Source organism: Iningainema tapete BLCC-T55 (genome assembly GCF_014698965.1).
GTDB lineage: Bacteria > Cyanobacteriota > Cyanobacteriia > Cyanobacteriales > Nostocaceae > Iningainema > Iningainema tapete.
The window spans coordinates 1-792 of sequence record NZ_JACXAE010000026.1 but is presented as its reverse complement, the minus strand read 5'-3'; the positions used below and the strand labels follow the sequence as shown (position 1 = coordinate 792).

General features: G+C 39.0%; 2 protein-coding genes and 1 pseudogene. All 3 read left to right on the top strand.

Translation table 11 applies throughout. The features are described 5' to 3' along the window. Nucleotides 1-195: pseudogene (locus tag ICL16_RS45315) on the top strand (hypothetical protein); the annotation flags it as partial. Next, entirely contained in the window at nt 195-494 is a 300-nt protein-coding gene (locus ICL16_RS05695) for a hypothetical protein (protein WP_190825899.1), read from the top strand. The pseudogene ICL16_RS45315 and the gene ICL16_RS05695, both read left to right, overlap by 1 nt. Beyond that, entirely contained in the window at nt 487-669 is a 183-nt protein-coding gene (locus tag ICL16_RS05690; protein ID WP_190825898.1) for a hypothetical protein, read from the top strand. The genes ICL16_RS05695 and ICL16_RS05690 overlap by 8 nt, the downstream gene beginning before the upstream one ends. Nucleotides 670-792 lie beyond the last annotated feature (123 nt).

The following is a 792-nucleotide window of genomic DNA, read 5'->3' as shown; positions in this document are numbered from 1 at the left end:
AGAATCAAACTGATTATTTTTCCGAAAATTACTGCTACCTACGCTATTTCTTTCAGCGTACCTAAGTGGTTTAAGTCGATCAACTTAACTGTTTGGGAATATGTTGGTATTGATTATAATTCTGTAGAGAAACTGGTGGAAGAAGTAAAGGTTGAGCTAAGTGAAATTGAAACCAAGATTGATGCAATAAACTAATGAAAGACTATCTAGAAATAATCTTAGGAGTACTTGCTCTAATTGGTATTGTTTACCGTGTTGCAAAATTAGAGAGTGAGATGTATGAGGCAATTGATGGGGTAGGTGATGCTCTGACTGAAAGAATCAACTTAACTCTCAATGAATTTAGAATTCACGTAGCCGTATACAGAGAAAGAAAAGAGCAAGTAGATTACTTGATCCACGGGTTAGACGAAAAAATCAACCATAAATTTGACCGTCTTTACCAAGAGATTAAGGTATTACAGAAAAGTCATCGTGAGGACAAAAATGGTTAAATTACTGGAGATACTGGAGAAACTGTCGGCGCGATCGCTCATTATGGTGCTGTTGGTGGTCGGCTCTCTGGGTATAGCCATCACCGATTCAACTTTTCGTCCCGCTTTTGGTGATTTAGTGAAGATTGGCATTGGCGGTTATCTGGGTCAACTCGCACCAGGAGGCAAATCATGATTCTACTGCTATTGCTTATCACTTGTATTGTTGCTGTTCCTCTAGTTTTATTTCTGCCTATAGCTTACCTTTACTACAAAGCCCAGGAGCTTCTTGAGAAGGAAGAGTAGCTACTGGGGATTC

Bases quoted from the DNA above. Each gene is read 5' to 3' on its own strand.
- ICL16_RS05690 (WP_190825898.1), top strand. From the start codon at position 487: ATGGTTAAATTACTGGAGATACTGGAGAAACTGTCGGCGCGATCGCTC.
- ICL16_RS05695 (WP_190825899.1), top strand. From the start codon at position 195: ATGAAAGACTATCTAGAAATAATCTTAGGAGTACTTGCTCTAATTGGT.